The sequence below is a fragment of the Haloarchaeobius sp. HME9146 genome, from assembly GCF_025399835.1.
GTDB lineage: Archaea > Halobacteriota > Halobacteria > Halobacteriales > Natrialbaceae > Haloarchaeobius.
Genome location: NZ_JAODVR010000001.1, coordinates 866,967 through 893,281 on the forward strand (window position 1 = coordinate 866,967; position 26,315 = coordinate 893,281).

Here is a 26,315-nt window from a genome sequence, read left to right on the forward strand (position 1 = left end):
TCTCAGTGAGCTGATTTCCAGATGTCTTTTTAATAACTTGGTTTTCTTATCTTTCGAAGTTATAACCTGGCCGAACTGATTGAATAATTCGTTCTACTTCGTCACGGTTCTCTCTAACCGATTCGTGCCAATAACGAGAAACAACGTCTGTAAAAGACAATTCTCTATTTTCAGTCTCTGCATAGCCGATTATCGTCCTCAGGATTTGTTGTAGTGTATGTTCGCTCGTCAATAAAGGTGATATCTCATTGGAAGCGCTTAGTCGAGCGTGTACCCGACAAAGGTCATTGATACACATTTGTCCTTCTTCTGAGAACCCTCGATAGGGTTTTCCCATCTCATCCAACCATTCTTTTACGATGGATAGATAGTCCTCGTACTCAATCTCACCCATGGGGTCGTGCGGCGGTGCAACGTATTGAGAGGGAGGTATATTCTCAGGCCAAACTGTATTCTCCCAATGTTCCAACAGGTCTTCGTACTCATCATTAGTTTCGAGCAGGTTGTCTTTCGAAATTCCTAGGGGAGCGTATTCGAGAACAACGTCATCGTATTGCTTGAATGTCCAATTGAAAGGTAGGTACCCCTCCAATAACTCTGGATGAGCGTGGTTAATGAATGCAGCACGCTGCTTTTCTATCCTTGGAACGCCTTCGGGTGAGATAATCTCAACTCCACCAAGCTGCTTTGGAGTGGAACTTCCCAAACGCTCCATCTCATATTCTTTGAACAAATATACTGCGCCAGTTTCTCCTTCGCTTCCGCCTATGCTGGCAAAGAAGCAGGCAACCTCGGGTGATTCAGTCACGTCTAATAACCAAGTCCGTATCTTGGTTTCAGGCACACTAGAGTAGTGTTGAACAATGGCGAGTGCGATTTCTTGAGAGACTTTGAGTTCTGATTGCACAAAGCGGACTGCTGAAGATAGCCGCTGGATCTCGAAGTCAACGTCAATATCTTTGCTATCGCGGAATAGACTCGGTGTTAGCCCCCACTCTGACTTTCTTTGCCCTCTAAAATACCATTCCTCTCTATTCCCCATTTGATGTAGGTGGAATGCCGCTTCGTAGATGTTTTCAAAGGGTTCAGAGCCACTTGGATTGGTAGACCGAGAAATTTGTTGCTTTTTTATTGGGTCATCCAAGCTTCGGTACTTGTGGTAGACTTCTTTCCAATCAGTCATTCTATATATTGGCGTTAGGAGAGCTTAATAAACGTATTGGCGCTAATATCTTCGACAGCCAAAATAACTATAAATATTATCGGTCAGACGACTGGCCTCACAACACTCCACGAGAGTCGGTGATGTTCCGCGATTGTCGGGGGAAATCTTGTCGGTTCCTTACGTACAGCGCCTCTCTATCCGTTTTTGCATGGCTTCGCTCAATGCAGCATTCGGCACGCTTGCCGATGACGACATGTGGGAGGACGCGGTGGCGGCCCTGGCGGGCTACCTCGCGCCGACCGCGCTTCGCAACGTAATAGAACCGAAGACCGGTCTGGACCTGCCTGACGAGGCGTACGGCGCACTCGTGATGGCGGGCGGGCAGTACAGCCCGATGTACGCCTCGAGCATCAGCCTCGGCGGCGGCATCTATGTCGCCGACAAGCTCACGGAACGCTTCGGCCTGCAGCAGGCCGTCACCGGGATCGGGACGGGAGGTAACAACTGATGGTGTCAGTCAGCCATCTTTCTGACTTCGTCACGCAGCAGACGAACGTCACGGGCACCACGACGCCCATCCTCGAAATCCAGCCGGAGAACGGGACGATGCTCCGGTTCCGCGACCGCGTCGGCCAGGGCAGTGAGAAGGGCATCCCGGTCGTGATGAAGCTCAAGGACGCCGGCGGCAACGAGCTGCCGACGGACACGGAGGTCATCTTCCGGGTGCTCCGACCGACCGACGACGAGCCGGTTCCTGTCTCGCAGAAGGAGGACAACATCGCGGCCTGGAACGGCCTTAGCACGAAGGAGCAGCGTAACGAGGAGAACATCGACCAGACGAAGATGAACCTCAAGGGCGACCGGGTGAACGTCCGCGACAAGGACGTTCTGCGGGTCGAGGCCAACTCGTCGACGGCCATCGACTGGGGGAACTCGGAGTTCTACTTCGGTCGTGAAGCGGTCGAGGAACTCCCGTACGAGGGGTGAAACGGATGGTGAACAAGAAGAAGGTGCTCAACGACCTTCGGAACGCCTCGGCGACCCAGCAGCGACTGAAGCGCCAGGACTTCGACCTGACGAACGGGACGAGTGGCGTCGAGACGAAGATCGCCTCCTACGAGGCAGAGTCGCCCATCGTGCTCCGCGAGGATGCGATGCGGCTGATGTTCGTCACCGTCGAGCAGTTCAGCCACACCGGCAGCGGGTCGGAGACGTTCAACCTGGCGAACGACATCATCTCGACCTCGAACACGACCGACATCGTACTGTTCGATGACGGGAACCGGGTTCAACCGAGTTCGGTCGACTACGCGGCCAACACGTTCGACTACTACGACGAGGCAGCGGCGACCCTGCACGTCGCGTACGTGCCAGCGGACGCCTCAAAAATCCGCATCGAGAAGTCGAGCCCGAAGTCACAGGGCCGGGTCACCCAGACGGTGTTCACGGACGTGTCGAAGGCGCTGCACGAGACGAACCAGAACAAGCAGCCGCCGTCGATGAACTTCCAGAACATCCAGGCGAACCCGTTCAAGCCGGTGGTTCCGCGGAAGTGGACGCTCGATGTCTACGCGGATGGACCGGTCGCGTTCGAGTGGGACGACTCCGACACGGGCAACCCGCAGGGGGTGACGGCGAGCAACGCAGTGATGTCGCTGCCGGTGAACCGGGCAAAGAGTGACATCGAGAACCTCTCGGCGGCCGTGAAGGCCGACATCATCGAGTAGATGCATCATGAACGACGTTCCCCTTATCGAGACGCAGGGGAGCACTCGCAGTAGCGGCGCAACCGCGACGGTCACCGACTCCATCTCGGCTTCGACGCCGGGCGAACCGCACATTTCTTGGACCCGTTCAGACGGGTCGACGGTGGTTCTCGGAGCCGATGACCTGATGGTTTACATCTCGCTGCTGCAGACGCTTCTCTTGCTGTACGTGACGTATCGAGAGGTGGTGGGCGAATGAGTGGCGGTCAAGTCGCCTTCTCGTTTCCCCTGAATGTGCCGCAGGGAGAGGCACACCACTACAAACAACAGATTCCGGAAGATGCGACCATCGAGAAGACGGTCGTGTTCTTCCCGGTGGGAACGCGCACGGATCTTCAGGTGCAGCTCACCGTCGACGGTGACAACATCATGGAGACGGAGGAGGCTACGGGTAGCGACTCCTTCGGCGACTACATCGTCGGGTCCGGCACGACCTACCCGTTCGAGCTGTCGGTGCAGGTGTTCGAGGGCCAGAACCTCGGCGTGAAGGCCGAGAACGTGAGCACCAGCAGCGACCTCGACGGATTCGTGTCGTTCACCCTCAACTACGGCGGGGGTGGTGTCTAATGGGTAACGAGCAGCAGTACGCGACGAACGAACTGGACGCGCTCACCGACGCCTTGTCTTCACAGGCGACCGACGAGATGCGGGTCACGTCGCCTGGAACCCTGACGACGGACATCACCGACCGGACGGGTCGGAACCTCGGGAAACTCCGGCTCATGGACTCCGGAGAGGTGCTCATCGACCCGGCGACCGAAGGCACGCTGCAGGCGATTGCAGCCGCCCTCTCATCGAACGCGACCGACAGCCTCCTCGTCGACAGCAACGCGGCGCTCGACGTGAGTGCCGCACAGGTCGACGTGGATCTGGCGGCGCAGACGCTCGGGAGCATCGATGTGGACCTAGCCGCGCAGACGCTGGCCGAGGTCGCCGTCGACTTGTCCGCACAGACAGGAGGTCCCCTCGACGTGAGCGCGGCGGAAATCGACGTAGACCTGAACTCCCAGACGGGCGGCCCACTTGACGTGAGCGCGGCCGAGGTCGACGTAGACCTGGCTTCGCAGACGAGTGGCCCGATCGATGTGAGCGGCGCGACCGTCGAGACGGCGGAGACGGCTCTGCCGGGGTTGTTGCACGGGCAGGACTCGACGAGCGCGGCAGACACGCCGGTCGCCCTCAACGGCGGCACGTCGGCGGCTGTGCCCGCTGGCGCTACCCTGCGAGTGAAGGCACTCAGTGGCAACGGTGGGTCGGTCTTCGTCGGCGGTGCTGGCGTGACGACCGGCGACGGATATGAGCTGGCCAGCGGCGAATCGACCACGCTCGGCGTCGACGACGTATCGACCGTCTACATCGTGGACGGCACGGGCGGCCTCGGTGTGTCATGGGTGGTCGAACAGTGAGACAGAACATGAACGGAGAGACGCTCGGAGGCTGCATTGCCTCCCACGACGGACGCAGAGACCTGGCCGGAGGTGGTGGATAGTGGTTATCGCTGCACCTGGTAGTGTCGCGGAACTACCGACGGTCGAGAAAGACACCGAGGCCCAGCCACACTCGGGACCGCCCGACGACCTGAACCAGGGTCGGCGGCGGCCGACTCGGAGCGCTGGCGTCGAGCCGACGGTCGAGAAATCGAAGGGTCGTCACAAGAAGGAGAAACAGAAGAAGGAGCCGAACCCGGTCCAGAGCAGCGAGGACCGTGAGGTGCATCACGCGGTCGGCTCGGCAAACGTCACGACCAGCCTCGACCGTGACTCTGGTCGGGCAGAAACGACGCTCACCGGGCCGGGTTCGGGGAACGCGACCTCAGGCGCAAGCCAGGAGGACGACGTGACCGTCGCGAGAAACGCCCCGACAGACTCACACGCAGACGTCGAACGTACTGAGCAGGCAGTCGAGAACCAGACTGATGGGGCAGCCTACGGCGACCCTGACACGGTCGAAGACATCGGCAGCGGTGACGCTGTGACCGACACGACTCCCAGCGGCACGTCTGAGGGCGGGCTCTCGACTGCTGTCCTGGTGGTCGCTGCACTCGCACTGGTCGGACTCACCGTGGCCAACGGAGGTGGTCGGTGATGGGCGGCATGTTCGACGGGATCGCTGGCTTCGCCGACAACCTCGCGGGCTCGACCGACGAAGCGGTCGGGCGTGCGACTGACGCCGCCATGCGGGGTGACTGGGGCGGTGTGGGAGACAATCTCGCCGGCGACGTGGACGACGCAGTTGGTCGCGCCATCGACGCCGCGCAAGATGGTGATTGGGCCACTGCCGGGGACAACCTCGGCGGTGGCTTCGACGAGTGGTGGGCGACCAACGACATCACCGACGGGTTCACCGACACGGTGTGGTCGGGCCACGATGGCGACACCATCGACCTGTTCGGGCCGACCGCGTGGGGCGAGCAGGGCAGTGTCGTCGACTACGCGACCGACACCGAAGGCGAGCAGATGACCCCGACCGAGCGCATCGTGCAGGGTGGACTCGACGACTACTGGTGGGTCTTGGTGGCTGTCGTCGTGCTCATCATGCTGGCACCGTATGCAGATCTCGCCAACACCGCGGCAGGTGGTGGGTCGTGAACGACCCACTGCTCACGTTCGCGGTTTCGGCGTCGGCCATCACCGCGGGCTCGACGGCAATCTACTGCGGGAAGGTCGCGCGGGACGTGGCGAACACGATCCAGAAGAACGAGCGGCGCAGTCGGCTGAACAGGCGGCTGCTGTCGGTGTTCGCGAAGGCCCACGAGACGGTTGACACCGACCTGATTCAGGCACTGGATGCGCAGGAAACGGAGGGCGGTAACTGATGTGGGGCCTTGAGGTCGCGCAGTCAGCGATGCCGACGGCTTCCGTGGTCGTGCTCGCGTTCCTCGCAGGAGCAGCGTGTCCGGCGTACTACGCACAGGAACGCCTGCGTGGGTTCGGGCGGACGATACTCTCGCGGCTTCCGTACGCGCCGCCACCGGGAATGGATGCGGAGCAGGCGATGCAGCAGGCCGTAGAGGCTGCAGAGACTGGAACGGAGGGCACTCAGGATGAGTAACTACGACCACATTCAGACGGAAGACGAGAACGGGAACACCCGGCATACGTCGACTTCGGAGCCGAGTTTCAAGGCGGTGAGTCTCGGCGGCGGTCCTCCGGTGACGGAAGTGCTCGGGGTCGAGCCGCCAGACGGGAAGATCTACGCGGATGACGGCAACACCTACAGCGACCCGTCGGCTGCTGAGTCGGCAGCGTCGGAGTACCTCGTCTTCGGAGCTGGGTCGTTCGACACGCTCCAGGTCAACACTGCGGACCTGTCGGTCTGGGGCATGGGGAACGCGACCGTCATCGATCCGGGCTTCGGCTACGGAATCGACGTAGATGCCGCTGGCGTGTCTATCCGCAATCTCAGAATCGACTCCCCGTCGAGTGCAGTCGACCTGTCCGGAGGGGACCTGACTCTGGAGAACCTCAACATCACCAGCGGCCAGCAGGGCGTTTGGTCCACCGGGTCGGTGACGGTCCGGCACTGCGTGTTCGAGGCGACGGGATACTACGGGTTGAACCTGCGAGGCCCCGACAACCTCGTCGAGTGGTGCCGGTTCCGCGATGGAATCACCCAGGGAGCCGTTCGGACGACGGACAACGACAACATCGTCGCGAACTGTAGAATCGACGGCCCCGGTGAAGACGCATTGCTGATGAGTGGGAACAACGACATCATCCAGGGGAACCGAATCAGCAACGCTGGCTGGGACGGCATCGACGTGCAGGGAAGCGACCAGATAGTGGCACTGAACCGTGTGTCCGGGTCAGGAGCCTCGAACATCAACAGCGGCACGAACACGACCCTGTCTGGGAACCTGACCGGGTAGAGCGCCGCCTCTCCTATTTCGTGTTTGTGTACGAGTCTGAATTAGTCTCTCGAAAACCCATTCTACCGGTATCTTAATATGATACTTACTCAACTATTCGAATCCACCATGCGTGAAACACTTGCCCGCGGGAACTGGGACGAAGGATACACCGTTCTCACGGTTACAGATGAGCCTGAGGATGCGCCTGTTGAGGGATATGAATCTAAGAAACTGATGTACGGGTTCAAATCACTTAATGAAAACCGGAAAGACTCTCCATGCGTCGAATTCACATCGATGGAACTCCGTGAACTCATCCGTCAGACCCGATTGAATCTCGGTACTGGTGTTTTCTCCGAGCCCGACTTTGAGAAGATCCAAAACTGGTATGACACTAACGGTGAGGGTGTGGTTGCAGAAATTGGACGAGAGGATGGGTACAGGAAGCAGTTTAAAATCAGTGAAAACGACGACAATGGAAAACCGTATTTCAAAATTCAGCGGTTTTCCGAAAACGGAGGAAACCTTCAGACACTTCCTACAATGGGTCGCCAAGAATTCGAACAAATCTTCTCTGGAGTCGCGATTCTGTAGCTGACTTCGCCGGCGGTCAATTTCACGTTTTTTCACAAGCGTGCAACCGACTCGACCCCACTGAGCCGAATCGCCTGAAATCCGGCGTCTCACAGAACCCCCTACCCAGCGTCGGAACACTCTAGGTTCACGAAACTCAAGAGAAGCACGCAATGCGGTGTGAGAGAAACAAGGATGGGTCGTTCAACGTCTGGATGACCCGCGACGAGTATCACGAGTTGCCCCGAGCCGCAGATACCTTCCAGCGAGAGATTGCCATCCGACTGATGGGCGATTGTGGGCTCCGCGTCGCTGAGGTACTCGATGTCAAGCCCGTGCACATCTCCAGGAAGGCCGACGGGAAGCACTACGATCTCGAAGTCGTGAGCGGCAAGGACACCACCGGAGAGTACGCGGGCGGGAAGCATCGCGAGACGTGGCTCCCACGCGAGCTTGAGGCGCTGGTGAATCGCTACTGCCAGCAGCACAACGTCGACGAGAACGAGCCGCTCATCGACCGCGGGAAGCGCACGGTCCAGTACTGGGTCGAGCAGGCCGCAGAGGTCGCGGCCAAGGAGACGGGCGACGAGGACTATCTGCGTATCTCGACGCACGACTTGCGGCGCTGCTGGGCGAACCATCTCCTGGTCGAGGAGAACGTGAGTCCGCGAATCGTGATGGCGCTCGGTGGATGGAGTAGTTACGATGCGATTGAGCCGTATCTGGCAGCGCCGACGGAGGAGAACATCATAGATTGCATGACTCAAGTTGGACTGTAGCTTGAGAAATTAATCTGAATCTTTGCCTTCTGTTCTGCTCTTGTATGAGAGTACTGCTGCGGCTTCTTCGGGAGGAATTTGTTCTACTGTTTCTCCATCTTCCACTACAGATACCGTGACCTCACGTTCAATCATTTTTTCAAATAGTGTGTCTCTTTCTCCAACAATATGCAGGAAGGAAGATTCGACTGCCTTTATCTCTCCCGTCTGGATTACCCTGTCAATTAGCTCTTCAGGGGTGATGGATTCAGACTCTTTTTTGATCTCGACGGAAACCTCTGGTATTCTCCCTTCAAGCAGTTCTCCGTACTCGATGGCTCCCCTGAGTAATTCCTCGAACCTCTGGTGTGGTTCAATCTCATTTCCATTGACGTGGCCTGCCTCTGAATTTGAATGGTATATCAGAGACAGCGCCTCAAGCAGTATATGTGGACCTTCGTCAAATATCTCTTCGAATACCAGTTTTCGGTCTTTATACGGGAGCGTGTTATTGAGGTAGCTGAGGTCAACGAACGCTTGGAAGATTCGTTTTCTAATCCGATATCTCGCATCACGCCGAATACCCGCCCTTTCTTTTTGACTAGGATGATTCCTCTTCGCTACTTCCTCTAACACCTCGTAATCGTCGGAAGTCAATATTCCATTGAACCTTCTGGCTGAACCGTTACTTTTATCTGCCATCGTTGTTGCTACTAACGTTAGTGGTGGCACGGACGTATATTTATTATGGAGGATGCTCTCCTTTGAAGTACAATAAGATAGGTGACGTCTTCCCTACGGTTCGTTGAAAAGCCCTGAGTGGCACCCAGACCGGCTACCACACAGGACGGGTGCCTTCAGGTTCTAATCACCCAGGCGAGTCAGGGGGTTGGGTCCCAGACTCAAGGGTTCGATTGCACTAGTTCCTTCTATGGCACTAGTGATATATCTTACCCTGGTCGCTGAGACTTGCATTTACGAATGAAAGCAGGAGTAATCGCAACAATTGAAGGCGACTTCGATAGACTCGATAGCTACCACGAATCGACTACCGATCGCGGATTCGACTTGACCACTTGTGTCGATGTCCGACGAGGTCACATCGATCTCCCTACCGGAGACCTAATCGCTCAGTCAGGTCGGGTGTTAACCCAGTCTGTTGAGAGGGTCTCTGAAGTTGATGTCGAGGATGGAGAAATCATCACCAGTGACGGGCACGATCGGATTAGCCAGTGGACGCAATTCATTGTCGTCCCGGGCGAGTTCATGATCGTCGAAGGTGGTGACGATACCTTCGCATTCGATGTTGTGGGCGACCTTACCCAGACTCACATCGAACGCGCAAACTTCGACCTTGACGAGTATGCAGAAACCCGTCCCGAGGCAGAACCCTGGAAGTATGGGTTCTACAACGGAGCAGGAAACGCTGAAAGTGGTACTGTTTATGGTACTAACGTGGTCGAAGACCCTGAGATGGGAGATGTCCTCTCTCAGTCTAACAAAAGCCAGCTCGGTCTCGAGCTGATGTACGAAAGTATGGAGATGAAGATGGAGGTCACGAACAGCGGCTACTCGCGTGTCCTCCGACCGACGAACTTCTCCACTGAGAACTTCGTTCATTTCATACTGAACGAGTTCTGGGAGCACCGGGAGTAGCTGACTCCCACTTCTGGATTATTTGACTTAAAAACTCTCAGATTGTAGTCTGTGCCTGTTGAGAGAATGATATCTTCACTCTATTCTCGCCGAGCTCTCTGTAACGTGGGCTAGGGTTATTGAAAAGAGCAGAGCTAAATTTCTCAATCTTGGTTTCGTGTTGGATGTACTCGCTGACTGGATTTTCTGACTTCAGCAATAATGCAACACTATATTCGTTAATTGAATGGTCCGAACTCCGAATCTTATCTTTGATTTCACTAAAGGTATTTGATAGATTAATGTGGCGGAGGGAATTTATCTCAATTCTGACCCGAATATCTCCATTCGGCAACATCTGTAATTCCATTCCCTCATCAGTCGTTCTGTATTCGACAGAGCCCTCTTGAGAGACCTCAGTAACGGTTGCGGGCCTAATAAAGTGGAATACCAGCTCAGTCATCATCTGCCTCCGAGGATGTAGAGTCGTCCATATCGATTAGTTTACCAATGTCCTGACTGAGCTCGGTTTCAGTTCTTCTTTCCTGTTCTCTCAGGCGTTGGAGCTCCTCAAAGTTCTCTTCAGTTCGTGATTCTAAGGTTTCTAGCAGCACTTCATCAACTTTGTCCTTCCCCCTGAGATATTCCGCATAATCGAGGATATCTTCTTTACTTCTCGCAGGTTCGTCAACCTCGATGTTATCAGGGCCATATTTCGAATGAACTTCTTGAGCCGCAGACTGGAGTTCTTCGGGAGTTTGGCCGGATGAGTTAGTAGAATGCTCTAATCTCTTCAACCGGAAACCGGCCGCATTTTGAAGTTCCTCTCGGGTAACCGTCCCGCTGTCGATCGACTCAATTTTGTCTATAATCTTTTTCCGGCCAAACCTGGCTTTCCCCGGACTACATTCGCGCAAGTACTCTTCAATACCGTGTATCAACTCTTTCTTTGTATGATGTTTGAAATCAAACCCCCGAAGCAATTCTTCTATGTACTTGCTTTCTTCCTCTAAATCGTCTACAAGAGAATCGATTATTTTCCGCTCGTGTTTTGTAGATAGAACATTCCACCCAATCGCCCCATCTCGGAGCCTGCGAATATCATCAACTAATTTCCCTATCTTTTGTTGGACTTGAACGTTAGAAACTAGAACCACATTTTTGATAGTCTCATCAGTCGTCTCTTCTTCTATGAACACCTTCTCCAGGTTTGGAGCTATATTTTTGGAAAAGTAACTCCAAGTAATTTGTCCTCTTTTCCTGCTCTTTGCCTCAAAATAGAACTTACGCTTGTACTCACCATCATGATAAAAAAATGCAAAGTCAGCATGGTGTTTTTCGATATGGAGGGAGTTCGCACTCTCATCACGAAGAAAATAGTACGCAGCAGCCAGATCCTGATACTCTTGCCCCCTTCTCTGAGGCGCTCCGCCACCTTCTTGCGTCATTCGTCTTCTATTCCTTCAGCTTCGCTGGTTGGTTCAGATAGTTCTTGATCGATATCTTCTTCGCGATATTCTTCGACTTGAGATTCTAATTCATCTAGGTCCTCTCGAATCATCTGAACCCTATCTAGATCAATATCACGGAGAACGTCTTCACCAATAGCATTCCTCGCGTTTAGTATCTGAGTGAGCATATGCTCTGTTAGCAGGAGAGAATTATTCAGGCCGCTTTGGAAGGTTATCGTATTCTCATAATTGATAGATATCTCATGTTCCAAGTATACCCTGCCAGACCGGAGTCCTATATTCGTTTTAATATTGTTCCACCAATTTGGCCCCCGACGTTCTTGATACAGACGTTTCTGGAGGTTTCTCCCGTGTTCATTCGATAGTCTAGATAAGAAACAAATAAGATCTTGGCTAACACCTTCCTCACGAAGATTATCAATCAGTTCGTGATTCTGAGTTAGATTCATTACAGCAGTTATCAGTGTATTCATTAAGTCAACCAGTTCTTCGCTCCCTGGTTCGACGTCTTGATGAACAGAAAGCGCTAGCAGTAGTTGCTCAGCAATAGGTTCAAGAGAATTATATTCGGTATCGGAACTGACCCCACCTTCGAATGCTGCAGAGATCTCTTCTTTTTGGTCAATAATTATCTGAGAGTTCTCTGCCAGCTCATAGAGCTTCTCTGATGGGTCACCGCGTTCCACTTCTACCATTGGAAATAACCCAATCTCCCAAGTAAAAATATATTCTGGTTGAAGTCTCGATAGAGTTGGGCACCTGACCGTTAGTAAATTGCTACCCTCTCAATGCCATATTCAAATTTGGATAGGGTTGATGCGCCGCATCAATCTCCCCCTTCAGATATAACTGCCCCCAAGTAGTAATCTCGTACGTCCGCTCGGCCATCGGCGCGATCATGTCGGCATGGGCGAGCACCCAGCAACGCTCGGCTATCCTTCGTTCACTCGCGTATCTGAACTCGTGCTCGTAGCTCATCGAGCGCGGGGTGGCCCACGAGGTCTCGTTCAGGTGTTCGAGGATGCGGTCGTCTATCTTCTTCATCCACTCTGCGGAGCGACGGAGTCTTATTGTCATGGGGAGGGGTTGCGTCTTGGAATGGTGGTTTCAGTTTGCTTCTTCGGATGCCGACACGTCTCCGTTTCCGTTGTTGGGGACCTTGTTGAGCGCGTCTTCGCTGGTGTCGTACTCTCCCCGTAAGTAGGCCTCTCCATTGTCTGTAATCACGTACACCCCATTACCAACGTGAGTCAATAGCCCGCGTTTGGCGAGTTCTTTGCAACGCTTGGCGATGTACTGGCGAGAGTACCGAATGGGTCCCTCTTCCATCATCTCGGTCGGGGACCCGTGTTCGTTCTCGTGGATGTACTCGAGCACTCGGTCGTCCACGAGTGCCATCCATTTACCGGATTTCCTCATTAGTTCCTATTTCTCCAGTAGGCACCGACTATGATAGTAATCTCTCTAATCTCTAATAAGATATCTACGAACTATCTGGCGTCGTCGTAATCTATAAGAGACAAGGGTCAGAATAGGCGAGTGCGGAGCCACCGACAGGATGTAGAAGACTCTCTTGGGCGGTGTGAAGACCGGGGCGCGTTGTAGCGCGCCCCGAAAGGTGGCTCCGTTCACTCGGACCAATGAGTGCGAAAGCCAACACGGGGCTAGAACCCCGCACGGGAGGAGACGAATCGCCCAAGGAAAACAGTAACGACGCGGGCCGGTGCTACATCTGCGGAGGCTACGCAGACGGCATCGACGCGAAGTCTCGCGAGCCCATCTGCCGGCGGTGTGATGCGACCTACGGACTGCTCGTCAAGCGCGCCCTCTGTGGAGGTACGCGCGCATGAAGTGCGTCCGCTGTCGGCGCGAGCACGACACCGATGCCAGTCGGTGTCCGAACTGCGGCGGGACTCCTGCTAGGGAGTTCGACGCGGAGCTGGTTCTGCGGGCGACGCTCGGGAGGGCCGACGGGTGAGCGACGATCTCGAACCACTCGCCCCTGCACAGGCCGTCGAGATGTACCTGGAGGCGAAGCAGGACGACCTCACGGAGTCCACACTGAAGGGTCAGAAGTACCGCCTTCAGGCGGTCGTCCAGTGGTGTGACGAGGAGGGGATCGAGAATCTCAACGAACTCACCGGGCGCGACCTGTACGCCTACCGTGTCTGGCGACGCGAAGGCAACGGGGACGGGCGGGAGGCAGTCAAGCCCGTCACGCTTCGAGGGCAGCTCGCCACGGTGAAAGCGTTCCTCCGGTTCTGTGGTGACATCGAGGCGGTGCCGAAGGACCTGCACGACAAGGTCCCGTTGCCCACGCTCGACGTGGGCGCGGACGTGAGCAACTCGACGCTCGACCCGGCCCGCGTCGAGGAGATCCTCGACTACCTCGGTCGCTACGAGTACGCGAGCAGGAACCACATCATCGTCCTGCTACTGTGGCGAACCGGCTGCCGGACCGGCGGACTGCGGGCGCTCGACCTCCGCGATGTCGACCTGGAGGGCGAGCATCCAGCCATCAACGGGCCCGCGGTCCACTTCGTCCATCGACCGGAGGAAGGCACCCCGCTGAAGAACAAGGAGCGCGGCGACCGATGGAACCGCATCGGCGCGCACGTCGCGCAGGCGCTCCAGGACTACATCGACGGGCCTCGGGTAGACGTGACGGACGACTACGGCCGCGACCCGCTGCTGACGACCACGCACGGACGCCCGACCGGCTCGACGATACGCGACACGCTCTACCGCGTCACGCGCCCCTGCTGGCGCGGCGCGGCGTGTCCCCACGACCGCGAGCCGAAGGACTGCGAAGCGACCGATATGAAGAAGGCCAGCCAGTGCCCGTCGTCCCGGTCACCCCACGACGTGCGGAGTGGTCGCGTAACCTTCTACAGGCAGAACGACACGCCCCGCCAGATTGTCCGGGACCGACTCAACGCGAGCGAGGACATCCTCGACAAGCACTACGACCGACGGAGCGAGCGACAGCGCGCAGAACAGCGAAGCAAGCACCTCCCAGACCTATGAAACCGACACACGACACCACGACGGCAACGACGCCCCCAGAACCATGGGCCGGCAGGGCCCATCGATTCTGCGAGTCGCAGTAGCGACGAGCGAATCGTAGATTGCTGCGGATTCGAAGCAGGGAGCGATAGCGACCGAGGTACGAATCCGGCAGGGCCCATGATTTTTGCAACCGTCAGTGACCGACAGTAGCATCTGTCCCCTCGAAACACCAGCTCCGCTCGTGGTCATCGCTTTCCCCGTCGGGCACCTATTGTGACCATGTCACGACACGAGGCGACGTTCGATATCCGCGACAAGACCGACGCCCAGGCGGTCCAGACACTCATGGAACAGGCGTACAACGCGTTCCGCGAGGAGTTACAGCTGCACAACCGGTCCGATAGTGCGCCGAACGAGGTCCTTCGTGAGTTCAGGGAGATCCGCGACGCGACGAAACGCACGGTCCCGGGAACGCTGACGATCGTCTACGAGCAGCGTGACGAATCGTTCGACGACTGACCACCTGCCCAGCAGCAGGCCGGGGTCGGACCCCATCGGATTAAAGTACGGGACTCACGAGGTTGTAGTCGATGACTGGGCCGATTCGAGTGCTCCACGTCGACGATGAACCGGCGTTTCTGGACCTCACGGCGAAGTTCCTCGAGCGGGAACTGTCGGGTGTGGAAGTCCGGTCGGTTCGCTCGGCGTCGGCGGCGCTCGAGTACGTCGATAGCTTCCGGCCCGACTGCGTGGTCAGCGATTACCGGATGCCGGACGCGCATGGACTGGACCTGCTGGAGTCTGTTCGCGAGTACGACCCGTCGATCCCGTTCGTGTTGTTCACCGGGCGGGGGTCGGAGCAGGTCGCGAGCGATGCCATCTCCGCGGGGGTAACCGACTACCTCCAGAAGGGGAGCGGCACCGAACAGTTCGAGCTGCTCGCGAACCGGATCGAGAAGGCTGCGGAGGCGTACCGGACGCGGGCCGCGTTCGAGGAGACCGAGCGGATGGTCTCGACGCTCATCAGCAACCTCCCGGGCATGGTGTACCGGTGCCTGAACGAGCCGACGTGGCCGATGGAGTTCGTCAGCGAGGGGTGTCTCGACCTGACGGGCTACCACCCGGAACAACTGGAGGGGCAGGACATCCTGTGGGGTGAGGACATCATCCTCGACGTCGACCAGGAGGACATGTGGAAGGAGGTGCAGCGTGCCCTCGACACGGCGGAACCGTTCGAGGTGACGTATCGCATCCGACGGCGCGACGGCGAGGTTCGGTGGCTGTGGGAGCAGGGTCGTGGCGTGTACCGCGATGGCGAACTCGTCGCACTCGAGGGGTTCATCACCGACGTCACGGACCGGACGCAGTACAGACGACGGCTGGACAGCGTTACGAAGACCGCGGGCTGGCTCCTGGAGACGGGAGACCGTCACGAGTGTGCCTGGGTCGCAGTCGAGGCGGCCTGTGACTCGCTCGGGTTCCCCATCGCGTCGGTTCGGTTGTACGACGAGGCGACGGCGTCCCTCGAGTCCGTGGCATTCACGGACGATACCGCGGAGACACTGAACGACAGGCTCGCGTTCCCCGGCGAGAACGGGCCGGCGTGGCAGGCTTTCACCACCGGCGAAGTGCAGTCCGTCTCTGACGTGTCCGAGACGGAGACGAGGGTCGAGGCGGCGGTCGACGTGCGGTCACTGCTCGCGTTGCCGCTGGGCGAGTTCGGTGTGCTCGTCCTCGCGTCACCGGAGCCCGATGCCTTCGACGAGGACGACCGGAACCTCGCCCGGATACTGAGCGCGACCTTGCAGTCGGCCGTGGAGCGGGCGGACCGGGAGAGTGCGCTTCGCGAGCGCGAGAGCGAGTTACGATCACAGAACGAGCGACTGGAGGAGTTCACCAACATCGTCAGTCACGACCTTCGAAACCCGGTCGGCGTCGCACGCGGTCAGCTCCGACTGGCCGAAGAGACTGGCGACGCAGCGCACTTCGACCGGGCTAGCGAGGCGCTCGAACGCGTCGAATCGCTCGTCTCGGACATGCTGACGCTCGCCAGGCAGGGCATCGTCGTCGGCGACACCGAGGCCGTCCACCTCGACGTGGTGGTCCACCGGGCGTGGAAGGCGGTCGAGCGCGACGACGCCGACCTGGTGATGGAGTCGAACCTGGGACTCGTCGCCGACACGAGTCGCCTCCAGCAGCTCCTGGAGAACTTACTCTCGAACGCCGTCGAGCACGGCTCGACGAGCCACCAGCAGGCCGAGGGGGTGGACAAGACAGATAGCGCCGACGACAGGGTCACCGTCAGGGTCGGGCGGCTGGCAGATCGCGACGGGTTCTACGTCGCCGACGACGGGCCCGGCATTCCTGCCACCGACCACGACGCGATTTTCGACCCCGGCTACAGCACGGACGACGACGGCACCGGGTTCGGGCTCGCCATCGTCGCCCGGGTCGCGAGCGCACACGACTGGTCCATCACACTCACCGAGAGCGACGATGGTGGTGCCCGGTTCGAGTTCACCGAGGTCGAACTCGCCGAGAAGTAGGGCCACACCGGCCGACGTTTCGATTCCACGCCCGCGCGCTGACCCGCCGACGGCGGTGTGGTACCCCACACCTCGGTCGCGTCACATCGAAATCCTTTTTTGTATCATCGGCGGAGTGTAGGATGCGCGCCGCCTTAGCTCAGACTGGGAGAGCACTCGACTGAAGATCGAGCTGTCCCCGGTTCAAATCCGGGAGGCGGCACTTCTCTGAATCCGACCGCCGAGCGAAGCGAGCGCGGCGGATTCTGTACGTGAGACCCGAGCGGATTTGAACCAGCGAGCGAACGCAGTGAGCGAGGAGGTTCACACTCCGGGAGGCGGCATGACCTTTTCACTCGGACTCCAATCGAACGACGAGAGCGTCTTCTCGCGGTTTCACCGCGAATCTCCCGCCAAGATTTGACCAGGGATTTACTCGCGCCCCGACGCCTTCTGGCGCTTCACTCACAATTGACCTGGACCGCCCAAGAAGTTACTCGAACCTCTCCGCTCACCTTCGATAATCTCGGAGATGGCCTCCTGCGGCTCGGAGAGAGCGAGAAGACCATCACTGACGGACGGCCCGGCGAGAGACTCCAACTCTCTCAGGACTTACCCCTGTGCCGGAGACTCGCGGCTACCTCGCGCGCATCTATGGGTTTACTGGCTCAGTCAGTCTCGCCAGTGTATTTATCCGAAGCTCAGCCATATCATGAGATATCATGAGACGAAGAATTTTCATATCTAATCTGGCGGGTGCTGGGGCTATTTCCTTAGCGGGGTGTACTGGGTCAGAAACGGATGGGGATACCAGCGAGAATCCTACCGAGAGTGAAGCTCCTGAAAGCCAGAAGACCTCTACGTCGCCGTCGACTCAAACAGAGACTTCCAAAGACTTTGACTCAGGCGTTATCGTCGACGAGACGGTTGAGAATCCCATCGAAGAACAACTCACGTTATCAAAAGGCCAGACCGTCGCGGTAACGGCCGAAAAGGTAGACGATGGGGAGGAGCTATTCTGGACTGTAGGAGACGGCACGAAGTTCGTCGTCCGAGAGCACTTCTACGAGGATACGACCAAGGAGTACACTGTTGAGTCGGATGGCTACCACAACCTCCGGCTTTCCCCGAAGCGGCATGAGGCACCTATGAACAAGGACGTAGCCATCGATGTGAAAGTCGAGATTTCACAGGCATAGCTGTTTCACCTCTTTTTTCTTGTCTACGGCCGGAGGTTGAGTCCTCTGAGAAAGGGCTGAATCGACTGCGGGATACATCGGCTCGATGAGTTCGGTCTTACTCATATCCGCCCGTCCTTCGAGGTCTTGCTCCGAGGCTATCTCGTACCCTCTAAGTCCTCGTCGTCAGACGCTGGCGGGAGGACGATTGCGTACTTACCGCCTTCTGACCCGGCTCGCGGAGTTCGAACCCTTCTCCTTCGAGTGCAGTACGAATTCTCTCGACACGCTCCTCGGTCGTCTCTTCCCGCATGAGACAGTAGAGGGCAGTCCTTTCCTTCGGGCCTTCGCTTCCTGTACTGCTCTGCGGTGGCTTGAGTTCGAGCTGTCCCCGTCGCCGCTAACGGAGTGAGCGGCGAGTCGACGAGCCTGCTCGTCGGAAGTTCGATTCGGGAGGCGGCATCCCGATTCTACGCGGACTCGATTCGAAGAGCATCTGCACACCCGGTAACTCCGCATAGAAAAGCAACAGCGACGCTGCGTGTACCCACGCTACTCCAGTAATTCCTTGATAATCTGGAGTTCCTCGTCCTTCGAGATCGTCTCGGCGTCCATGCAGGCGTGGATGACCTTGTGGACGAGCGCCGGGTCTTCGAACACCGAGCGGCCCTTCGTCTCGGTCTGTCCGCGGGTTGCTTCGAGGTCTGCGAGCCGGGCTTCGATCTGCTCCAGAGTGGCTTCGACGTCGGTCGTCGCGTCGGCGATCGTCGCGTCCTCGTCGGTCGACTCCGGTTCGGTCTCGGTCGTCTCGGTGGTGGTGGACTCGCCGTTCATGGGTACAGCAGTAGATGGTCGTTCATCGAAGACGGTGTCGACGAACGACTCGCGCTCGCTCCAGTCGAACCCTTCGATGCTGTTCACACGGTTGCTCACGGTCGCGCCCGTCACGTCCAGTCGGTCGCCGATCTCCTGTTGTGTCGCCGTTGGCTGGGCTGCGACCGCGGTCAGCACCTCTCGTTGTTTCGCGGAGAGTTCATCGAGCGATGGTTCGGTTTCGGAGGGTGTGGCGCTCTCCGGACTGTTTGCATCGTTCGTCTCCTCCTCGGAGTCGTTCGCCTCGGTCGCGTCGGCCGTCGGGGACTGTTCGCCGGGGTCGTTCGTCTCGGGTTCGTTGGTCTCCATCGCCTGTTCGTCGTCGGTGTCGCCGTGCTCGCTCGGCTGGTCGCCGGCTGCTGTCGCGGCGGCAGGCTCGGTCGGGGTGTCGTCCTCGGCAGCCGGGTCACCGTACTCCTCGAAGACGTGTTCGACGAGGTCGGCCGTCGCGCTCGGCACCAGCGACGCCAGTTCCTCGATGGATGCGTCGGGGTTCTCCTCGGCGACGTCGAGGATCTGTCTGTGGCGGATGGACTTCGGGAATGAAACGCCGTCGTCTTCCGTTCTCGCTCCTGTCATGTTCTCGTGGTTGTCCAAGACCCGCGATGGGTTTCCTGACGGGTGATGGTAGCTTTGGTGTTCCTTGTTTTGATGTTTTTGGCCGTCGGCCCTACACGTACTCCATTCAGGTGCCATACATTATCTGGCAGGTTCGTGTCGGCGTGGTCGATTCTCGACACGGCCGACCACGGTGAGTGGTGCCGGTCTGTGGCGATCCCCCCTGTCGAATCCGGGCGTGGCGGTCGGCGGGTGTGACGAGGTCCGTTCAGTGGTGCCAATACGCTTATGACCGTCTATGCACGACAAATGTCGAAGGACTACCGATGGATGTCGACGATAGACACGAAAAACGAGAGGTACGCGAAGATACGTACACTCTTTCTTCGGGCCGTGGCACCGTTCGATTTCGGCATCTGTTGGAGCACATCCAGGATTCGGTCGTCGAGTTCGAGCTGGTCGGCGGGGAGCCGCTCGTCCGGGGGTTCAACGCGTCGTTCGTCGAGACGTTCGGGTACGACGAGGAGGCGGTGCTGGGGGAGTCCCTCAACGACCTCATCGTTCCGTCCTGGCTCACAGAGGAGGCGACGGAACTCGACGGGCGGACCGACGCAGGGATGGTGAACTACCGGGTCGTCCGTCGGCAGACTGCAGACGGTCTCCGCGAGTTCCTCTACCGGGGGATTCCATCGGCGGACGACGACCCCTTCGGGTTCGCCATCTACACCGACCTGACGGACACGAGGCGAAAGGAACGACGTCTCGAAGTGCTGAACCGGTTGCTCAGACACAATCTCCGTAACCAGGTGAACGTCATCGCCGGGTACGTGGAGTTGCTGGAGGAACAGCACGAGACCCAGCACGCGATGGAGCTGCTGGGGTGCCTGGCCGAGGCGGCGGAGAACCTGGACGGGCTCACTCAGGAGGCGGGCGCGATCGACCGGACGCTGAGTGAGCCCCTGCCCGAGGACCCCCGTGTCGACTGCGTTCCGATGCTCGAACGACTGGCCGAACGCTCCCGGGAGGAGTACCCCCACGCGGCGATCAGCACCCAGACACCGTCGGGTGTGGACGTCGCGGCGACGGAGCGACTCGAAGCGGTACTGGCCCAGTTAGTCGAGAACGCCATCCTGCACAACCCGGCTGCCGAGCCGCGGGTGTGGCTCGAGGTGCACCGGGTCGCGGGCGGTGACTGGGTCGACGTGGTCGTCGCGGACGACGGGCCGAAGATACCGGTGATGGAACACGAGACGGTGACGGGGGACTCACCGATAACGGCGACGAGTCACGGGGCGGGGCTGGGGCTGTGGCTGGTTCGGTGGACCGTCCAGCGGTTCGGTGGTGTCCTCTCGTTCGGCACCAGCGATGCGGGCGGGAACCGCGTGCAGCTTCGCTTGCGGCGTGCCGACGACGGGTCGTAGGTCGACCGCGGTGGGCTCAGTCGTCGGTCGTCCCTGTCTCGAACTCACGGAGGGCACCGTGGACGCGCGAACTGGTGTTCGGGCTCAACAGGAGGTAGGCCGCCCCGGTCGCGGTGACGCGGGTGATCCATCTGGCGAGGCGACGGCGGGCGGTCCAGCGGGACTCGAGCGCGACCGCGTTCCGCCAGGCGCTGTCGCGGCCCTCGCGGATGGTGCGGATGGAGAGGTACTCGTCGACGCGCCCGAGGGAGTTGTCGACGGTCGAGATGCCGGGGGCGTCGTAGTCCGCTGCGAGGGTGTCCTGTGACTCGTCGACCAGGCACCGGAGTATCTCGTTGACCGTGCAGTGGTCGGCGTATTTGCGGCGGGGGTCGGGGGAGACGCCGGCCTCGTGCAGGGCGAACGCGAGGTCGTAGTTAATGTGGGCGTTGATGCCGAGCATGGCGTCTTGCACGACGAGACAGTCCCCGCGGTCGGCGGCCTCGAAGGCGAGTTGCCACGGGTCGGAGAGCGCGGCGAGGTCACCGGTCTCGTAGTCGTACAGTGCCTGACGGTAGAGGTTGGCGAACGCGACGAGGTAGCGGGCGACCCAGTCGCCGTCTTCGAACTCGTCACGCTCGATGCCAGCACCGACGAGTTCGGTCACCCGGGCGTATATCGAGAGGAAGACCGCCCGTCGGTCGTCGCGCTCGCGGAACAGTTCCTCGAGCGCGAGGAGGCGCTGGTGGGCGTCGGCGACGGAGGTGAAGGGGAGACTGACGAGGGCTACGATCTCGGGGTCGCCGACGTGCCGGGGGTCGGTCGTGGGTCGTGACTGCCGGACGCCTTCGAGGCCACTCCGCACGCGATGTCGACTCGGCCCGGTCCCCACATCCCTCATTTGAACGGAGTATGTCGTGTACTGAGATAACTATTCCCTCGCTCTGGGCCCGTGTGCGCCACGGACAACCGGGATGCCGGCGATACTACCGCCAGTGGGGGTCTCGCCTCCACAAACCTTTTCCGGCGGCAGCGGGACTATTCAAGAGCAATGGCGACAGGCAAGGTTGATTTCTTCAACGACACTGGCGGCTACGGCTTCATCGACACCGAGGATTCTGACGAGGACGTTTTCTTCCACATGGAAGACGTTGGCGGTCCGGATCTCGAGGAAGGACAGGAAGTAGAGTTCGAAATCGAGGACTCCCCCAAGGGTCCCCGCGCGAAGAACCTCACTCGGCTGTAACTATCGGGATTCGGCCGTCGTCCTGACGGCAGGCTCCGATTCCACTTTCATTTATCGACCCACTCGAGAGCGACGCGGCCGTGCGTGACCGGTCACGTGGCCGAACACACTGGCAATCGTCGCGTTCGCTTTTGCCGCCATAGTGCGAACTACTAGCACACTGGGGTGCCACATAGCTATGGCAATCTTTCACAAGGAGAAGCACGTCGGGGAGTCGCCGTTCGAATCACGCTTCAGGTGGCGCAGCGGCGCCGCCTCTGGGTTCCTCGCGTCGGGGGTCACGGGGCTGGCGATCACGCTGCTGGGGATGGAGACGCTCCGGGTCGCCATCGCCGGGCTGTACGGCTTCGAGGGGAACATCGTGGTCGGGTGGGCGGCCCACCTGATCCACGGCGCGCTGTTCGGTGTCGTGTTCGCGGCGGTACTCGCGGACCCCGGGCTGTACGCGGTGAGCGACTGGCTCTGGAAGACGGTCCTCGCGGGCGCGGTCTACGGTATCGTGTTGGCGGTGTTCGGGGCGGGCATCATCATGCCCATCTGGCTCGGTGCCGTCGGCGCACCGGTCCCGGAGACCATCCCGAACGTGACGACGGCACTGGTCGGCTGGCACCTGCTGTACGGGGTGGTCCTCGGGACGGCGTTCTTCTTCCTCGAAGCCTCGTCGACGTGAGACCTGCTGACACAGGCGTAAACCTCGTATCTCCAGACGTCGTATAGAACCACGATGGCGAAAGGTAAGGTTGATTTCTTCAACGATACGGGCGGCTACGGCTTCATCGAAACCGAGGACGCGGACGACGACGTGTTCTTCCACATGGAGGACGTCGGCGGCCCGGACCTCGAAGAGGGCCAGGAGGTCGAGTTCGACATCGTCGACACCGACAAAGGACCGCGCGCGAAGAACGTGAAACGACTCTGAGACAGGGACGAGTGGGCGGCGCACCAACGTGCGTGCTGACTGACTCGTCCAGTGGATTTTCAGCCGGTAAACCCTCGAATAGGGGTCGCTGTGGGTCTGTAGGCCGAGTTCAGCTGTTCGGGCCCTATCTCGGAAGGCTTAACGGCAAGCCGCTCGTTATAACGAATTGAAATGGCGAAAGGTAAGGTTGATTTCTTCAACGACACCGGCGGCTACGGTTTCATTACGACTGAGGATGCGGACGAGGACGTGTTCTTCCACATGGAAGACGTCGGCGGCCCGGATCTCGAGGAAGGTCAGGAAGTAGAGTTCGACATCGAGGACGCCCCGAAGGGCCCCCGCGCGACCAACGTCACCCGTCTGTAAGCCGCCGCAGTCTTACTGCGAACGCTGACGACGCGACGATACAATTTTTCAGGGACTACACCGAGAAGTGACGACACTGCGTAGACCGCGTCGTGCCGACGCGCCGGAGTCGCGACTGTCGTGACAGGGCAGACAGACGCAGTGAGCAGCGACAGACGCGGTGCGTAGCGAAGAAACAGTGAGCAGCGAAGTAAGCAGTGAGCAGCGACGAAGCAGTGAGCGGTGGCTCTGCCGGCTGGTCAGCCGTCCGGGCCGACCTTCGTCGTGACGCGGAACCCGTCCGGGGGATGCAGGATACCGGCGATGGTCCCCATGGAGTGCACCAGCGAGACGAGTGGCACGAGCGGCAGCACGGCGGCCCACTTGAGCGCGCGACCGCCGTAGTAGGCGACGCCGCGGAGGTACCAGAACACGGTGAACGCGGCGAGCGTGAGCGACGCGAGGACGAACAGGCTGCCGTAGACGACCGAGACGCCGAGCACGGAGAGCGGGACGGCGACCAGCGTCACGATGGGCGAGAGCGCCCAGGCGTAGTTGCGCACGCGGGTCAGGAGGCGGTACCGGGCGGGGAGCATCGACGCGGCCTGGACGTTGCCGGCGGCCCAGCGGCGGCGCTGCTGGAGGATCTCCGTCAGCGAGGGCGGGGCCTCGTTCCGGCAGGTCGTCTCCGAGAGGGCGAAGGAGATGTCGTGCTCACGGGCGGCCGCCCAGACGAAGGCGGTGTCTTCGACGATGGTCTCGCGGTTCCACGTCACGGCGTCTTCGAGGTCGCTCCGGACCGCGATACCGCCGCCCCACGCGAACAGGGGAATCTGGAGCCGCGCGAACGCGCGCTGTTCGAGCTGGACGCCCATCCGGTAGACGTCGGCGAGGTAGCTGAGCACGGAGCCGGTCCGGCGGGGCTGTTCGCGGAGCTGGACCACGTCGGCGTCCGGAAGCCCGTTCCAGGACTCGACGACGCTGTCCTCGTCGAGGTAGCAGACGAACTCGCGCTCGCAGGCGAGGGTCCGGCGCGCCCACTCGATGGCGCGGCCCTTGCGGACGGCCTCGCACTCGAAGTCGTCGGGGACGACGTGGACCTCGGCACCGTCGACCGAGATGGGCTCTTCGGCGATGACGCGGACGTCGGTCAGCTCGGCGGGCAGGGAATCGACCGTCGCCTGGACGACGTCGGCCGCGTCGATGGTGAGGATGCGGACCTGGACGTCGTCGCCGTCGTAGGCGGGCGCGGGCGATTCGTAGCCCTGGCCGACGACGTAGGTCAGGACGAACCAGAAGGCGGCGGTCGCCCCGAACAGGAGCGTGGTCGTCCACAGGGTGAGTTCGAGCAGTGTCTCACCGGGGACGGTGGCGGGGACCGCCCCGGGAACGACGACCGCCGTGGCCGCGAGCAACAGGACGGCGGTGACCGTCGACAGCGCGTAGCGTTCGAGTTTCATCACACCCGGTACGCAGGGCTACTCCCCCTTCAACCGGTGACGCCGTTGGGCTGGTTTCACCGCCGTTCAGCCCGTTCAAACGGTTTGAACGGACCGGTTCCGCCGGGGCGCTTGAGGCCCCGGCCGAGACAGTTAGGGCCGGTTCGTCCCAGTCGCGAGACCCAGGGAACGGTCGGTCGGAATGCACTGGTAAGGAACGTGCCGACCGACCCGACTGGTCAGGGTTCGACCAGCCGTGAGTCGTCGTCTTCGCGCCGCCAGAACCCCTCGTCCTCGCCCCCGTTCGTCCCCTGCTCGGCGGCCACGGATTCTGCAGTCCGAGGCAGTCCGAGTGCCGGTTCATCGACCGTGAGCGCCCCCGAGAGCGCGTGCTGGCTGGTCGTGCTGAGGTCGATTCCGTGCGCCCGACACCGTTCGTGGACGGCCGTGAGGTACGCCGACCGAATCTCCGGGAGCCGACGGCGGTCCTCCTTGTGGAGCCAGACCCTGGCCGTGATGATGACCGCGGTGTCCGCGAGGTCGGTGACGCGGATGGTCGGGGCTGGCGTGTCGAGGATGACGTCGTTCTCGGCGGCGACGGCCCGCAGGAGGTCGATGGTCGCCTCGACGTCCTCGTCGTAGTCGATGCCGAACTCGTAGCTGATGCTCACCGGGTCGTTGACCGTCTGGTTCCGGATGGTGAGCGTGACGAGTTGCGTGTTCGGGATGAGGACGGTCTCGTTGTCCGGCGTTCTGACCCGGGTGACGCGGAAGCCGATGTCGCGGATGGTCCCGGTCACGCCGTCGACGGTGATGGTGTCGCCGACGTTCAGCTTCGGGTCCTGGATGATGAACACGCCCGCGACGAAGTTCGAGAGGACGTCCCGTGCCGCGAACCCGACCGCGAGCGTGACCCCGGCGGCGACGATGGCCGAGCCGACGAACGCGGTCCGGAAGCCGGCGGCGGCGATGCCGCCGGTGAGAGCGCCGCCGATGACGAGCACGTGGATGACCTTGCCGAGCGCCTGCTCGAACGTCTCGTTGAGGCGGCTTCGCGCCAGTACCCAGCGGAGGCCGGGTTCGAGGACGAGTCGGCCGAGGAGGTAGAGTCCCAATGCCGTCACGGTGAACTCGAAGAGCTGGATGCCGAGTCCACCGTACCGGTCGATGGGTGCGAGCTGCGAGACCGCCATACCGGACTAGTGGCGACCGAGCGACAAAGCGACAGAGGTACTCCCGCCGACTGAGTTCTCAGTCGCCGTTCCTGTCGGGCCGCCAGTGCCACGCCGGTTCGTTCGCAGAGACGCATCACGATGGCGAGATATTCGGAAGGGCTATACGTACACACCGGGTCCGTCCAGAAGCAATGACGACAGGCAAGGTTGATTTCTTCAACGACACAGGCGGCTACGGTTTCATCGACGCAGAGGGCGAGGACGACGACGTATTCTTCCACATGGCGGACGTCGGCGGCGAGGACCTGCAGGAGGGCCAGGAGATCGAGTTCGACATCGACGACGCCCCGAAGGGCCCGCGCGCGACGAACGTCGTCCGCCTGTAGAGTCGCGAGACTCACGGCCGCAGTAGCACTCCGACAGCAGTCT

General features: G+C 59.8%; 36 protein-coding genes and 1 tRNA gene. 26 read left to right on the plus strand and 11 right to left on the minus strand.

Annotated elements, in window-relative coordinates:
- Nucleotides 1-46: 46 nt before the first annotated feature.
- A complete protein-coding gene (locus N6C22_RS04515) occupies nucleotides 47-1,183 on the minus strand; it encodes an FRG domain-containing protein (protein WP_261649716.1) in 1,137 nt (378 codons plus the stop codon).
- Between the two features lie 190 nt (nucleotides 1,184-1,373).
- On the opposite strand from N6C22_RS04515, the gene N6C22_RS04520 reads away from it, so the two are divergent.
- The 13 genes from N6C22_RS04520 (at nucleotide 1,374) to N6C22_RS04580 (ending at nucleotide 8,133) form a co-directional block, all read left to right on the plus strand.
- The gene (locus N6C22_RS04520; RefSeq protein WP_261649717.1) at nucleotides 1,374-1,673 is read left to right on the plus strand and encodes a hypothetical protein; all 300 of its coding nucleotides are present in this window, start codon (nucleotides 1,374-1,376) and stop codon (nucleotides 1,671-1,673) included.
- On the plus strand, nucleotides 1,673-2,152 hold the full coding sequence (locus N6C22_RS04525) for a hypothetical protein (protein ID WP_261649718.1): 480 nt from the start codon (nucleotides 1,673-1,675) through the stop codon (nucleotides 2,150-2,152). Before N6C22_RS04520 ends, N6C22_RS04525 begins: the two co-directional genes overlap by 1 nt.
- 5 nt (nucleotides 2,153-2,157) lie before the next feature.
- Entirely contained in the window at nucleotides 2,158-2,892 is a 735-nt protein-coding gene (locus tag N6C22_RS04530; RefSeq protein WP_261649719.1) for a hypothetical protein, read from the plus strand.
- A 7-nt stretch (nucleotides 2,893-2,899) separates the two neighbouring features.
- Nucleotides 2,900-3,130 (plus strand): hypothetical protein, encoded by a 231-nt coding sequence (locus N6C22_RS04535; RefSeq protein WP_261649721.1) that lies wholly within the window; start codon nucleotides 2,900-2,902, stop codon nucleotides 3,128-3,130.
- Nucleotides 3,127-3,498, plus strand: a complete 372-nt coding sequence (locus N6C22_RS04540) for a hypothetical protein (protein WP_261649723.1) — start codon at nucleotides 3,127-3,129, stop codon at nucleotides 3,496-3,498. The genes N6C22_RS04535 and N6C22_RS04540 overlap by 4 nt, the downstream gene beginning before the upstream one ends.
- On the plus strand, nucleotides 3,498-4,337 hold the full coding sequence (locus N6C22_RS04545; RefSeq protein WP_261649724.1) for a hypothetical protein: 840 nt from the start codon (nucleotides 3,498-3,500) through the stop codon (nucleotides 4,335-4,337). Before N6C22_RS04540 ends, N6C22_RS04545 begins: the two co-directional genes overlap by 1 nt.
- An 82-nt stretch (nucleotides 4,338-4,419) precedes the next feature.
- Nucleotides 4,420-5,016, plus strand: coding sequence for a hypothetical protein (locus N6C22_RS04550; RefSeq protein WP_261649725.1), 597 nt, complete (start codon nucleotides 4,420-4,422; stop codon nucleotides 5,014-5,016).
- On the plus strand, nucleotides 5,016-5,519 hold the full coding sequence (locus N6C22_RS04555; protein ID WP_261649726.1) for a hypothetical protein: 504 nt from the start codon (nucleotides 5,016-5,018) through the stop codon (nucleotides 5,517-5,519). The genes N6C22_RS04550 and N6C22_RS04555 overlap by 1 nt, the downstream gene beginning before the upstream one ends.
- Nucleotides 5,516-5,746 carry a hypothetical protein gene (locus N6C22_RS04560; protein WP_261649727.1) on the plus strand — a complete coding sequence of 77 codons (231 nt, stop codon included), beginning with the start codon at nucleotides 5,516-5,518 and terminating at the stop codon, nucleotides 5,744-5,746. The genes N6C22_RS04555 and N6C22_RS04560 overlap by 4 nt, the downstream gene beginning before the upstream one ends.
- A complete protein-coding gene (locus N6C22_RS04565) occupies nucleotides 5,746-5,982 on the plus strand; it encodes a hypothetical protein (protein ID WP_261649728.1) in 237 nt (78 codons plus the stop codon). The genes N6C22_RS04560 and N6C22_RS04565 overlap by 1 nt, the downstream gene beginning before the upstream one ends.
- Nucleotides 5,975-6,799 carry a right-handed parallel beta-helix repeat-containing protein gene (locus N6C22_RS04570; RefSeq protein WP_261649729.1) on the plus strand — a complete coding sequence of 275 codons (825 nt, stop codon included), beginning with the start codon at nucleotides 5,975-5,977 and terminating at the stop codon, nucleotides 6,797-6,799. The genes N6C22_RS04565 and N6C22_RS04570 overlap by 8 nt, the downstream gene beginning before the upstream one ends.
- A 108-nt stretch (nucleotides 6,800-6,907) precedes the next feature.
- Nucleotides 6,908-7,375, plus strand: coding sequence for a hypothetical protein (locus N6C22_RS04575; protein WP_261649730.1), 468 nt, complete (start codon nucleotides 6,908-6,910; stop codon nucleotides 7,373-7,375).
- Between the two features lie 152 nt (nucleotides 7,376-7,527).
- Entirely contained in the window at nucleotides 7,528-8,133 is a 606-nt protein-coding gene (locus tag N6C22_RS04580; protein ID WP_261649731.1) for a site-specific integrase, read from the plus strand.
- Between the two features lie 9 nt (nucleotides 8,134-8,142).
- Here the strand turns inward: N6C22_RS04580 and N6C22_RS04585 are convergent, their stop codons facing one another.
- Nucleotides 8,143-8,814, minus strand: coding sequence for a hypothetical protein (locus N6C22_RS04585; protein WP_261649732.1), 672 nt, complete (start codon nucleotides 8,812-8,814; stop codon nucleotides 8,143-8,145).
- 279 nt (nucleotides 8,815-9,093) lie between these two features.
- On the opposite strand from N6C22_RS04585, the gene N6C22_RS04590 reads away from it, so the two are divergent.
- Nucleotides 9,094-9,768 (plus strand): hypothetical protein, encoded by a 675-nt coding sequence (locus N6C22_RS04590; protein ID WP_261649733.1) that lies wholly within the window; start codon nucleotides 9,094-9,096, stop codon nucleotides 9,766-9,768.
- A 37-nt stretch (nucleotides 9,769-9,805) separates the two neighbouring features.
- Here N6C22_RS04590 and N6C22_RS04595 read toward each other — a convergent pair whose 3' ends face one another.
- The 5 genes from N6C22_RS04595 to N6C22_RS04615 all read right to left on the minus strand — a co-directional run bounded on the left by N6C22_RS04595 (nucleotide 9,806) and on the right by N6C22_RS04615 (nucleotide 12,638).
- Nucleotides 9,806-10,213, minus strand: coding sequence for a hypothetical protein (locus tag N6C22_RS04595; protein WP_261649734.1), 408 nt, complete (start codon nucleotides 10,211-10,213; stop codon nucleotides 9,806-9,808).
- A complete protein-coding gene (locus N6C22_RS04600; RefSeq protein ID WP_261649736.1) occupies nucleotides 10,203-11,195 on the minus strand; it encodes a hypothetical protein in 993 nt (330 codons plus the stop codon). The genes N6C22_RS04595 and N6C22_RS04600 overlap by 11 nt, the downstream gene beginning before the upstream one ends.
- Nucleotides 11,192-11,914 (minus strand): hypothetical protein, encoded by a 723-nt coding sequence (locus N6C22_RS04605; protein WP_261649737.1) that lies wholly within the window; start codon nucleotides 11,912-11,914, stop codon nucleotides 11,192-11,194. The genes N6C22_RS04600 and N6C22_RS04605 overlap by 4 nt, the downstream gene beginning before the upstream one ends.
- Nucleotides 11,915-11,996: 82 nt before the next feature.
- Nucleotides 11,997-12,263, minus strand: a complete 267-nt coding sequence (locus N6C22_RS04610) for a hypothetical protein (protein WP_261649740.1) — start codon at nucleotides 12,261-12,263, stop codon at nucleotides 11,997-11,999.
- 63 nt (nucleotides 12,264-12,326) lie between these two features.
- Nucleotides 12,327-12,638: a MarR family transcriptional regulator gene (locus N6C22_RS04615; protein ID WP_369684391.1), complete on the minus strand. Its 312-nt coding sequence runs from the start codon at nucleotides 12,636-12,638 to the stop codon at nucleotides 12,327-12,329.
- Nucleotides 12,639-13,065: 427 nt separating this feature from the next.
- On the opposite strand from N6C22_RS04615, the gene N6C22_RS04620 reads away from it, so the two are divergent.
- The 6 genes from N6C22_RS04620 to N6C22_RS04645 all read left to right on the plus strand — a co-directional run bounded on the left by N6C22_RS04620 (nucleotide 13,066) and on the right by N6C22_RS04645 (nucleotide 17,952).
- Nucleotides 13,066-13,197, plus strand: a complete 132-nt coding sequence (locus N6C22_RS04620) for a hypothetical protein (protein WP_261649743.1) — start codon at nucleotides 13,066-13,068, stop codon at nucleotides 13,195-13,197.
- A complete protein-coding gene (locus tag N6C22_RS04625) occupies nucleotides 13,194-14,246 on the plus strand; it encodes a site-specific integrase (protein ID WP_261649744.1) in 1,053 nt (350 codons plus the stop codon). Before N6C22_RS04620 ends, N6C22_RS04625 begins: the two co-directional genes overlap by 4 nt.
- A gap of 261 nt (nucleotides 14,247-14,507) precedes the next feature.
- The gene (locus N6C22_RS04630) at nucleotides 14,508-14,747 is read left to right on the plus strand and encodes a hypothetical protein (RefSeq protein WP_261649745.1); all 240 of its coding nucleotides are present in this window, start codon (nucleotides 14,508-14,510) and stop codon (nucleotides 14,745-14,747) included.
- Between the two features lie 71 nt (nucleotides 14,748-14,818).
- Nucleotides 14,819-16,774 (plus strand): response regulator, encoded by a 1,956-nt coding sequence (locus N6C22_RS04635; RefSeq protein WP_261649747.1) that lies wholly within the window; start codon nucleotides 14,819-14,821, stop codon nucleotides 16,772-16,774.
- 128 nt (nucleotides 16,775-16,902) lie between these two features.
- A tRNA-Phe gene (locus tag N6C22_RS04640) sits at nucleotides 16,903-16,976 on the plus strand.
- 499 nt (nucleotides 16,977-17,475) lie between these two features.
- Nucleotides 17,476-17,952, plus strand: coding sequence for a radical SAM protein (locus N6C22_RS04645; RefSeq protein ID WP_261649748.1), 477 nt, complete (start codon nucleotides 17,476-17,478; stop codon nucleotides 17,950-17,952).
- Nucleotides 17,953-18,483: 531 nt separating this feature from the next.
- Here the strand turns inward: N6C22_RS04645 and N6C22_RS04650 are convergent.
- Nucleotides 18,484-19,383, minus strand: a complete 900-nt coding sequence (locus N6C22_RS04650; RefSeq protein ID WP_261649749.1) for a helix-turn-helix domain-containing protein — start codon at nucleotides 19,381-19,383, stop codon at nucleotides 18,484-18,486.
- A gap of 395 nt (nucleotides 19,384-19,778) precedes the next feature.
- On the opposite strand from N6C22_RS04650, the gene N6C22_RS04655 reads away from it, so the two are divergent.
- Nucleotides 19,779-20,783, plus strand: a complete 1,005-nt coding sequence (locus N6C22_RS04655; RefSeq protein WP_261652533.1) for a PAS domain-containing sensor histidine kinase — start codon at nucleotides 19,779-19,781, stop codon at nucleotides 20,781-20,783.
- A gap of 16 nt (nucleotides 20,784-20,799) precedes the next feature.
- Here the strand turns inward: N6C22_RS04655 and N6C22_RS04660 are convergent, their stop codons facing one another.
- Nucleotides 20,800-21,663 (minus strand): DUF5995 family protein, encoded by an 864-nt coding sequence (locus N6C22_RS04660; RefSeq protein WP_261649751.1) that lies wholly within the window; start codon nucleotides 21,661-21,663, stop codon nucleotides 20,800-20,802.
- A 150-nt stretch (nucleotides 21,664-21,813) separates the two neighbouring features.
- Between N6C22_RS04660 and N6C22_RS04665 the strand changes: the two genes are divergently transcribed.
- The 4 genes from N6C22_RS04665 to N6C22_RS04680 all read left to right on the plus strand — a co-directional run bounded on the left by N6C22_RS04665 (nucleotide 21,814) and on the right by N6C22_RS04680 (nucleotide 23,293).
- On the plus strand, nucleotides 21,814-22,008 hold the full coding sequence (locus N6C22_RS04665) for a cold-shock protein (RefSeq protein WP_261649753.1): 195 nt from the start codon (nucleotides 21,814-21,816) through the stop codon (nucleotides 22,006-22,008).
- Between the two features lie 178 nt (nucleotides 22,009-22,186).
- Nucleotides 22,187-22,678: a DUF1440 domain-containing protein gene (locus N6C22_RS04670; protein WP_261649755.1), complete on the plus strand. Its 492-nt coding sequence runs from the start codon at nucleotides 22,187-22,189 to the stop codon at nucleotides 22,676-22,678.
- Nucleotides 22,679-22,732: 54 nt separating this feature from the next.
- Entirely contained in the window at nucleotides 22,733-22,927 is a 195-nt protein-coding gene (locus N6C22_RS04675) for a cold-shock protein (RefSeq protein WP_261649756.1), read from the plus strand.
- 171 nt (nucleotides 22,928-23,098) lie between these two features.
- A complete protein-coding gene (locus N6C22_RS04680) occupies nucleotides 23,099-23,293 on the plus strand; it encodes a cold-shock protein (protein ID WP_261649757.1) in 195 nt (64 codons plus the stop codon).
- 239 nt (nucleotides 23,294-23,532) lie between these two features.
- Here the strand turns inward: N6C22_RS04680 and N6C22_RS04685 are convergent, their stop codons facing one another.
- Together N6C22_RS04685 and N6C22_RS04690 are read right to left on the minus strand one after the other, a co-directional pair.
- Nucleotides 23,533-24,732 (minus strand): glycosyltransferase family 2 protein, encoded by a 1,200-nt coding sequence (locus N6C22_RS04685; protein WP_261649759.1) that lies wholly within the window; start codon nucleotides 24,730-24,732, stop codon nucleotides 23,533-23,535.
- 218 nt (nucleotides 24,733-24,950) lie between these two features.
- The gene (locus N6C22_RS04690) at nucleotides 24,951-25,904 is read right to left on the minus strand and encodes a mechanosensitive ion channel family protein (RefSeq protein ID WP_261649761.1); all 954 of its coding nucleotides are present in this window, start codon (nucleotides 25,902-25,904) and stop codon (nucleotides 24,951-24,953) included.
- Between the two features lie 173 nt (nucleotides 25,905-26,077).
- On the opposite strand from N6C22_RS04690, the gene N6C22_RS04695 reads away from it, so the two are divergent.
- On the plus strand, nucleotides 26,078-26,272 hold the full coding sequence (locus N6C22_RS04695; RefSeq protein WP_261649762.1) for a cold-shock protein: 195 nt from the start codon (nucleotides 26,078-26,080) through the stop codon (nucleotides 26,270-26,272).
- The last annotated feature ends 43 nt before the right edge of the window (nucleotides 26,273-26,315 follow it).